General features: G+C 36.6%; 7 protein-coding genes and 1 pseudogene. All 8 read right to left on the minus strand.

All coding sequences use genetic code 11. The annotated features are described in order from the left end of the window. Nucleotides 1-138 precede the first annotated feature (138 nt). The 8 genes and pseudogenes from gdhA to B0186_RS12045 all read right to left on the minus strand — a co-directional run bounded on the left by gdhA (nucleotide 139) and on the right by B0186_RS12045 (nucleotide 8,942). Nucleotides 139-1,487, minus strand: a pseudogene (gene gdhA / locus B0186_RS09755) (NADP-specific glutamate dehydrogenase). 295 nt (nucleotides 1,488-1,782) lie between these two features. Then, nucleotides 1,783-3,642, minus strand: a complete 1,860-nt coding sequence (rpoD, locus tag B0186_RS09760) for an RNA polymerase sigma factor RpoD (RefSeq protein WP_078219190.1) — start codon at nucleotides 3,640-3,642, stop codon at nucleotides 1,783-1,785. Nucleotides 3,643-3,708: 66 nt separating this feature from the next. After that, nucleotides 3,709-5,463, minus strand: a complete 1,755-nt coding sequence (gene dnaG / locus B0186_RS09765) for a DNA primase (protein ID WP_078219191.1) — start codon at nucleotides 5,461-5,463, stop codon at nucleotides 3,709-3,711. Between the two features lie 157 nt (nucleotides 5,464-5,620). Then, a complete protein-coding gene (gene rpsU, locus B0186_RS09770; protein WP_078219192.1) occupies nucleotides 5,621-5,836 on the minus strand; it encodes a 30S ribosomal protein S21 in 216 nt (71 codons plus the stop codon). A 179-nt stretch (nucleotides 5,837-6,015) separates the two neighbouring features. Further along, nucleotides 6,016-6,603 carry a D-sedoheptulose 7-phosphate isomerase gene (gene lpcA / locus B0186_RS09775; protein ID WP_078219193.1) on the minus strand — a complete coding sequence of 196 codons (588 nt, stop codon included), beginning with the start codon at nucleotides 6,601-6,603 and terminating at the stop codon, nucleotides 6,016-6,018. Nucleotides 6,604-6,621: 18 nt separating this feature from the next. Further along, nucleotides 6,622-7,524, minus strand: a complete 903-nt coding sequence (era, locus tag B0186_RS09780) for a GTPase Era (protein WP_078219194.1) — start codon at nucleotides 7,522-7,524, stop codon at nucleotides 6,622-6,624. Nucleotides 7,525-7,566: 42 nt separating this feature from the next. Continuing rightward, complete coding sequence (rnc, locus tag B0186_RS09785) at nucleotides 7,567-8,238, minus strand: ribonuclease III (protein ID WP_078219195.1); 672 nt, start codon at nucleotides 8,236-8,238, stop codon at nucleotides 7,567-7,569. 353 nt (nucleotides 8,239-8,591) lie between these two features. After that, nucleotides 8,592-8,942, minus strand: a complete 351-nt coding sequence (locus B0186_RS12045) for a tetratricopeptide repeat protein (protein ID WP_235817221.1) — start codon at nucleotides 8,940-8,942, stop codon at nucleotides 8,592-8,594. Nucleotides 8,943-9,073: the final 131 nt, after the last annotated feature.

Below are 9,073 nucleotides of genomic sequence, written 5' to 3' on the forward strand. Positions count from 1 at the left end.
AATTGCTACCTAAAAAGCAATATCGCACTTAGACAAATTCATTACACAAAATAACTAAAAACTATAAAAAACTAACCGCACTTTATTTTCACAAAGTGCGGTAAGCAAATAAGAAGGTTTAATTGATGTTATAGGAGATTAATAAACGCCTTGCGCTAACATTGCATCTGCCACTTTAACAAAGCCTGCAATGTTTGCTCCTACCACATAGTTGATATTTTCCTGTCCTTCAACAGTGCCGTATTTTTTACAGTTTGCATGAATATCTAACATAATACGGTGTAATTTTTCATCAACTTCTTCCGCGGTCCAATATAAGCGCTGTGAGCTTTGCGCCATTTCTAAGCCAGAAGTTGCAACTCCACCAGCATTTGCTGCTTTACCCGGTCCAAATAATACACCAGCTTCAAGGAAAGCATCAGTAGCTTCAATAGTTGTAGGCATATTTGCGCCTTCAGCCACAAGTTGAACACCATTTGCAATTAATTGTTGAGCATCAGCTAACTCTAATTCATTTTGAGTTGCACAAGGTAGCGCAATATCCGCTTTCACGCCCCAAGGACGTTCACCTTCCACATATTGCAAACCAAATTGTTCTGCGTAATCTTTCACACGTCCACGTTTCACATTTTTGATGTCTAAAAGTGCGGCTAATTTTTCTTGTGTAAATCCTTCTGGATCATACACATAACCAGAGCTATCAGAGCAAGTCACTACTTTAGCACCTAATTGTAATGCTTTTTCAATCGCATATTGTGCCACGTTACCTGAACCAGACACGACAACTGTTTTACCTGCAAAAAATTGTCCTTTTTCAGCTAACATTGCTTGTGCAAAATACACTAAACCATAACCAGTTGCTTCAGGGCGAATTAAACTTCCACCGAATGACAAACCACGTCCTGTAAACACACAAGCCGCTTGGTTAGATAATTTTTTCATATAACCAGCAAGATAACCAACTTCACGACCACCCACGCCAATATCACCTGCTGGAACATCAGTATCTGGGCCTACATGACGATATAATTCAGCCATTAATGCTTGGCAGAAACGCATCACTTCTGCATCAGACTTACCTTTTGGATCAAAATCTGAACCACCTTTACCACCGCCCATAGGCAATGTTGTTAATGCATTTTTGAAAATTTGCTCAAAACCTAAGAATTTTAAAATAGATAAATTCACGGAAGGATGAAAACGCATACCACCTTTGAATGGTCCAATTGCACTATTAAATTGCACTCGGAATGCACGGTTTACTTGAACTTGACCTTTATCATCAGTCCAAGCAACACGAAATTGAAATGCACGTTCAGGCTCGACTAAACGCTCTAATAAAGCCTCAGAACGATATTTTGGATTTTTTCTAAGAATGGCCAAATAGAAGTTAAAACTTCTCGTACAGCTTGTAAGAACTCTGGCTGATGACCATCACGTTGCTCTACTTTTGCTAAAAAATCCTCTAATGATACGATTGCTGACATAATTTGTTTCCTTCTTAATTGAAATGTTTTGTTTGCTTATTTATATAATAATTAAGAGCTGTTAATTGGCTCGTGATTAATATGCAATAAAACATAAAAATATTGCAAACAAATTTATTAAAAAATATTACAAAAATATTTAACAATTAAATTTAATTTAATAAAAGACAAAATAATTTAAATAAATTTCAAAAATAAATACAAAATATAGAGGAATACTATTAAAAGTGCGGTATAAAAAAGAAAGGTTTTAGAAAAAGTAAAAGGGGATTTTCATCCCCTAACACTTTTTCCATTATTCATCTAAGAAACTTCTTAAGGTTTCAGAACGACTTGGATGACGTAATTTGCGTAAGGCTTTCGCCTCGATTTGACGAATACGTTCACGCGTTACATCAAATTGCTTCCCAACTTCTTCCAAAGTATGATCTGTATTCATATCAATGCCAAAACGCATCCGTAAGACTTTTGCTTCACGTGGTGTCAAGCCTTCTAATACTTCGTGAGTTGCGGCTCGCAAACTTTGTGCTGTTGCCGAATCTAATGGCAATTCTAAAGTATTGTCTTCGATAAAGTCACCTAAATGTGAATCATCGTCATCGCCAATTGGCGTTTCCATTGAAATAGGTTCTTTAGCGATTTTCAACACTTTACGAATTTTATCTTCTGGCATTCCCATACGTTCTGCTAATTCTTCAGGTGTTGCTTCACGCCCCATTTCTTGCAGCATTTGACGCAAAATACGATTTAATTTATTAATGGTTTCAATCATATGCACTGGAATACGGATTGTACGCGCCTGATCTGCGATGGAACGTGTAATCGCTTGACGGATCCACCATGTTGCATAAGTTGAAAATTTATAACCACGGCGATATTCAAATTTATCTACCGCTTTCATCAAACCTATATTTCCTTCTTGAATGAGATCTAAAAATTGTAGTCCACGATTTGTATATTTCTTTGCGATAGAGATAACTAGACGTAAGTTTGCCTCAACCATTTCTTTTTTTGCTCTACGAGCTTTTAATTCGCCTTGTGCTACTTTGTCACAGATCTCACGAATTTGAGAAATAGTTAAATTCGTATCCTGCTCAATTTTTAATAATTGGTTTATTCCTTGGCGAACCCCACCTTCGTATTGCATAAGTCTTTCTGACCAAGGTTTTCCTGCGGCTAAAGCTTTTTCTAACCAAGCTTCAGAGCTTTCATTACCAATAAACAATTTATGGAAATTTTCTTTTGGCATTTTAGCCTGATCAACAACTATTTTTTGAATTTGTCTTTCATATTGGCGAACAGATTTCATCATATCGCGCATATAATTTACTAAAACATCAAACTGTTTTGGTACCAAACGGAACTGGGTAAAAATATCTGCTAAAGCTTGAATATGATCTTTTGCTTGTTTACGTGAACGACCATGCTTTTCAATCGCATCCAAGGTTTTTTGATGTTGCTCTCTCAATGCCTCAAATTTCTCGCGCGCAACTTCAGGATCAATTGAATTATCTGAATCAGAATCTGAGCTACTATTATCTTCACCGTCTTCCTCTTCTTCGTCATCAACATTGCCTGTTTCATGCTCTTCATCATCAGCATCTTCAAGCATATCTTCCGTTTCAATAATCTCTTCTTCAACAATTGCATTTGGATCAACAAAACCTGTAATGAGATCAGCTAAACGCATCCCTCCTTCTTCTACTAAAGCATATTGTTCTAGAAGGTAGTCTATAGCTTTAGGATAAGCTGCTACTGAGCTTTGAACTTCATTAATCCCTTCTTCAATACGTTTTGCAATACCAATTTCACCTTCACGAGTAAGAAGCTCAATACTTCCCATTTCACGCATATACATACGCACAGGATCTGTTGTTCTACCTAGCTCCGCTTCTACACTGGATAATACTTGTGTTGCTTCCTCAACTGCATCTTCATCAGTAATATTCTCATTGAGCATTAAATCATCGGCATCTGGTGCACTTTCAAGCACTTGAATCCCCATGTCATTGATCATTTGAATAATATCTTCAATTTGATCTGCATCAACAAGCTCTTCAGGAAGATGATCATTCACTTCGGCATAAGTTAAATAACCTTGTTCTTTACCTCGTGCAATTAACAATTTCAATTGAGATTGTTTACTTTGTTCCATTTAATATCTGCCTCGATTAATAAGGGTTGAAGAATGGGGGATTTTACCATTCTTATCAAAGATTAACTATTTCTTTTCTTGCTTTTTCGATAATAATTGCGCTAATTCCATTTTTTCTTCACTCGTCAAACCACCTGTACGCTCTTGCCCAATTAATTCCTGAATACGTCTATCAACTAGTTGTTTATAAAGATGAATTAGAGTGTCTCTAAATTCTTGCTCCACTTTATTGTCATCAACAGCATGTTGCCATGAAGCTAAAATCTCAAGAGGCTGGCTATATTCTGTATCTCGCCAGTGCTCCAAAATTTGTCCAGCGGTCATACCCACATTTTCACGACAAAGCATTACTATTTGCTCAAATAAATCTAAGCCCGGCTCTTGTAAAACTCTTAATGGAGATAAGTCAGGTACTATTCTAGCCAAATTCGAATCTTGCAATAAAAGAGCAATTAAAACACGCATGGGCGTTCTTTTTACTGTTGGTACAACTTTCTTATGTTCAATCTCTTTATTAGGCAATAATTGCTCTAACTTGTCTGGATTAAATATACCAACTTTCTGGCCCAACGTATCACGTAAAGACAAACGCAACATTTCTCCAGGTACTTTATCAATGAGCGGAACAGCAAGAGAAACTAATTTCGCTTTTCCCTCTTTAGAAGAAAAATCCACTTGAGCACTTAAGCTATTAAACAGAAATTCACTTAATGATTGTGCTTGCTGAATATAATTCTCAAATCCTTCTTTGCCATATTGACGAATAAAACTATCAGGATCTTCTTTTTCTGGTAAGAAAATAAATTTTAACTGTCGCCCATCTTCTAATAAAGGAAGCACATTTTCTAATGCACGCCAAGCGGCATCTCTCCCAGCCCTGTCACCATCATAGCAACAAATAATTTGCTCAGTTGAACGAAATGCTAATTGCAATTGTTCTGTGGTTGTTGCTGTCCCTAAAGATGCCACTGCATAATCAACACCAAATTGCGCTAAAGCAACAACATCCATATACCCTTCCACGACAAGTAGCATTTCAGGATTAGCATTAATTTCCAATGCCTCAAATAAGCCATAAAGCTCATAACCTTTATGATAGGTCACACTCTCCGGCGAATTTAGGTACTTAGGTCTATTATCCTCTTGCGTAATAATCCGTCCACCAAAAGCAATTGTTCTCCCACGTCTATCACGAATAGGAAATATCACTCGTTGGCGAAAACGGTCAAATAATTCACCGCGCTCTCGTTTATTTAGCATTCCGACATCAAATAACCTCTGAACATCATCTCTATTTGTAGCAAATTTTTTTATGAAAATATTAGATTGAGCGGGAGAAAAGCCAATTTGAAAACGTTGGATAATTTCATCGGATAGACCTCGTTGCTGTAAATAGCTTTGTGCTGGAATATTTTGGCTAAGCTGTTCTTGGTAGAATTTTGCAATTTCTTGCATTAATTCATACAAATCTCGCTTTGTTTTAAAGCTAACTTGCGGTTTTCCATTAAACTGATGAGATTTTTCTCTCGGCACTTCTAACCCATGTAAAGCGGCTAGCTCTTCAACAGCCTCAACAAATTCTAACTTGTCATATTCCATTAAAAATGAGATGGCATTACCATGAGCATGACAACCAAAGCAATGGTAAAACTGTTTTTTCTGACTAACGGTAAAAGAAGGCGTTTTTTCGTGATGAAAAGGGCAACAAGCTTGATAATCTCGCCCCTGTTTTTTAAGTTTAACCCTAGAGTTAATCAGTTCTACAATATCTGTTCTAGCTAAAATATCGTCAATAAATGAGCGAGGTATTGTGCCTGACATAAAGAGATAAATCCTTTCAATGTATAGAATGAGGGATAAACTAGCTTAGGAATGCTGTAAAAGCAAATATAATAAAGAAATTCTAAAAGAAACAAAACCGTGATTCCTACTGGTTTCACGGTCTGCTTAACTCGAGTTTAATTAAAAAATTTTTTAATTAGTATAAACGTGTATTACGTGCATTCTCACGAGCTACGCGTTTTGCGTGACGTTTAGCGCGAATTGCGTTTTCACGTTTGCGAATTGTTGTTGGTTTTTCATAGAATTCACGGCTGCGAACTTCTGCTAAGATACCTGCTTTTTCACAAGAGCGTTTAAAACGACGTAATGCAACGTCAAATGATTCGTTTTCACGTACTTTAATTACTGGCATAAGCCATCACCTCAATAATTAATTAATATTTTGCAAAATTTAATAGTGTTCAATAAACAAATTATTGACCCTAAAATAAGGGTTGCGATTTTAATCTAAATTTGTACTAAAAGTAAAGGAAAGATTACGATTTACGATAAAATCTTTCCTTGAAATACACCGAAAGACTAAAAAGCGCATTAACCTTCAACTTTCGCCATTTCAAATTCAATGAGCATCATTAAAATATGAATGACTTTAATATGAATTTCCTGGATACGATCTGCATAACGGAAGTGCGGTACTCGAATTTCTACATCGGCAATCCCAGCCATTTTTCCGCCGTCTTTTCCTGTTAAAGCAATCACTTTCATACCTTTTGCTTTCGCAGCTTCAATCGCATTTAAGACATTTTTTGAATTACCAGAAGTTGATAAACCGAATAAAACATCGCCTTTTTGTCCAACTGCTTCTACATAACGAGAAAATACATATTCATAGCCAAAATCATTACTAACACAACTCAGATGACTTACATCTGAGATAGCTATCGCTGGATAACCCGGACGATTTTCACGATAACGTCCGGTTAATTCCTCAGCAAAATGCATTGCATCGCAATGTGATCCACCATTACCACAAGATAATACTTTGCCACCTTGTTTAAAGCTGTCTGAAATAAGTAATGCGGCTTGCTGAATTAATTTGATATTATTTTCATCATTGATAAATTTATCTAGCACATCTTGCGCCTCTAGTAATTCAGCCCTCACTTGTTCTAAATACATTATTTGTCTCCTTTTATTTTATTCGTCTATATAACCTAAACTACGCAATGCTCGTTCATCATCAGCCCAGCCTGATTTCACTTTCACCCATAATTCAAGATGTACTTTATTATCAAATAAACGTTCCATATCTTGACGCGCTTCAGTACCAATAGTTTTTAATTTTTGTCCTTTCGCTCCAATTACCATTTTTTTCTGCCCTTCACGCTCAACTAAAATCAATCCATTGATTTCATAGGTACCACGTTCATTAAGTTTAAACTGCTCAATTTCCACTGTAACGGAATAAGGTAATTCCTCTCCTGTAAAACGCATCAATTTTTCACGAATAATTTCTGATGCCATAAAGCGTTGTGAACGATCTGTTACATAATCCTCGGGGAAGTGATGCACACCTTTACGCAAAGAAGTGCGGACGATTTTTTCTAAATTATGTACGTTATTACCTCGTTGAGCTGAAATTGGGATAATTTCTTTAAACTCAAACTTCTGACTAATTTCTGTAATAAAAGGCAAAAGCTCATCTTTATTTTTAATGTTATCTACCTTGTTAATGGCTAATACCACGGGGGCTTTGGCTTGGCGTAATTTATTCAGCACCATTTCATCGTCATCTGTCCAATGAGTGCCATCAACCACGAAAATAATCAAATCAACATCGCCTATTGCACTGCTCGCTGCTCTATTCATTAAACGATTAATTGCGCGCTTTTCTTCAATATGCAATCCCGGTGTATCAACATAAACAGCTTGATAAGCTCCATCAGTATGAATACCAACAATGCGATGTCTTGTAGTTTGCGCTTTACGTGAAGTAATAGAAATTTTTTGTCCTAAAATTTTGTTCAACAACGTGGACTTCCCAACATTAGGACGACCAACAATGGCAATAAAACCACAATATGTTTCTTGTTCTGTCATTTTTTCTCTCGTTTTATAAGGATAATTTTATCCCTTATATGATTATTTAATTTTCAGCTTTTCAATCGCTTGCTGGGCGGCATTTTGTTCGGCTTTTCGGCGGCTAGTGCCTTGCCCAAAAACAACTTCTGTCAGCCCTTCTACCTTGCAACTCACTTTAAAAGATTGATTATGTGCCTCTCCCTTAATCTCAATTACTTCATATTCAGGGAGTTTCATACGTCGGCCTTGTAAAAACTCTTGTAAACGTGTTTTGGGATCTTTTTGAGCTTCTCCCGGCTTTATTTGCTCAAGCAATTCTTGATACCATTGGTAAACACGAGCTAACGCAGCATCTATCCCCGCATCTAAATAAATCGCAGCGATTAATGCCTCAACACAGTCAGATAAAATAGATTCTCGGCGAAAACCACCGCTCTTTAGCTCACCAGCGCCTAGCTTTAAGTAATCGCCTAATTCAAATTGACGAGCCACGACCGCTAAGGTTTGTTCCTTCACTAAAGCCGCTCGCATTCGGCTTAATTCTCCTTCATCAGACTTAGGAAATTTTTCATAAAGGGCTTTACCAATGGCAAAATTCAGAATGGAATCTCCAAGAAATTCTAAACGTTCATTATTCAATGCGGCAGCACTTCGGTGAGTTAAAGCTTGTTTGAGGTAATCAAGGTTAACGAATTGATAACCTAATTTTTTCTGTAATCGTTCTAATTGCATAATTCTGTAAAAATATTGATAGCAAAGTATCCTAAAATTTTGGTTCGGCGCCGAACACAAGAACTCATAATACCCCAATTTATTAGATTTGAAAATAAACAAACAGGATGTTACAGGGGAAATATAAATTTTTTAACCAAGTGAGTACTTAGCCAAAATAGCTCACTGTCTGCCGCTATTGAGCAATCGATAGTAATCGCAACCCAATTGTTCACCATTATCGCAAGCCTGACCAAAATATTCTTTCGCTTGCATATCATCTTATCTTACTCCATGCCCTTTTAATAGGCTACGCCCAAATTAAATTGAGCATCGGAGTGACCTTGTTCCGCAGCTTTTCTCAACCATTTTACCTATTGATGATAATTCTGTTTAACGCCTAAGCCTTTGTAATACATTATCGCTAAACTAAATTGAGATTGCGCATCCCCCAACTCAGCAGATTTTTCGTACCATTTTACCGCCTCGATATAATCTTGCTTAACACCTTTCCCTTCTTCATACATCAAAGCTAAATTATATTGAATATTTGCATAACCTTTTTCTGCTAGTGGTTTCCATAACTCGAAGGCCTTAGCATAATCCTGTTTGTTATAAGCTGCTAGCCCTTGCTCAAATTGTTTTTCAGGACTATTAGCATATACAGAGGTTGAGGAAATGATTACTAGAAACGTAGTCATAAGTAATCGGTTAAGTATTTTCATTGTCATATCCTTTTCTACTTGGTTGAAATACATTATATCCACTTCGCAAAGGGCTATAAATTTTTTTGCTGTGTAATTTATCAGCTAAGTAATAGATAAAACGCCCTTTAACTGATCTGCACCCCAAAAGT

Source organism: Canicola haemoglobinophilus (assembly GCF_002015075.1).
In the GTDB taxonomy this organism is placed as follows: Bacteria; Pseudomonadota; Gammaproteobacteria; order Enterobacterales; family Pasteurellaceae; genus Canicola; species Canicola haemoglobinophilus.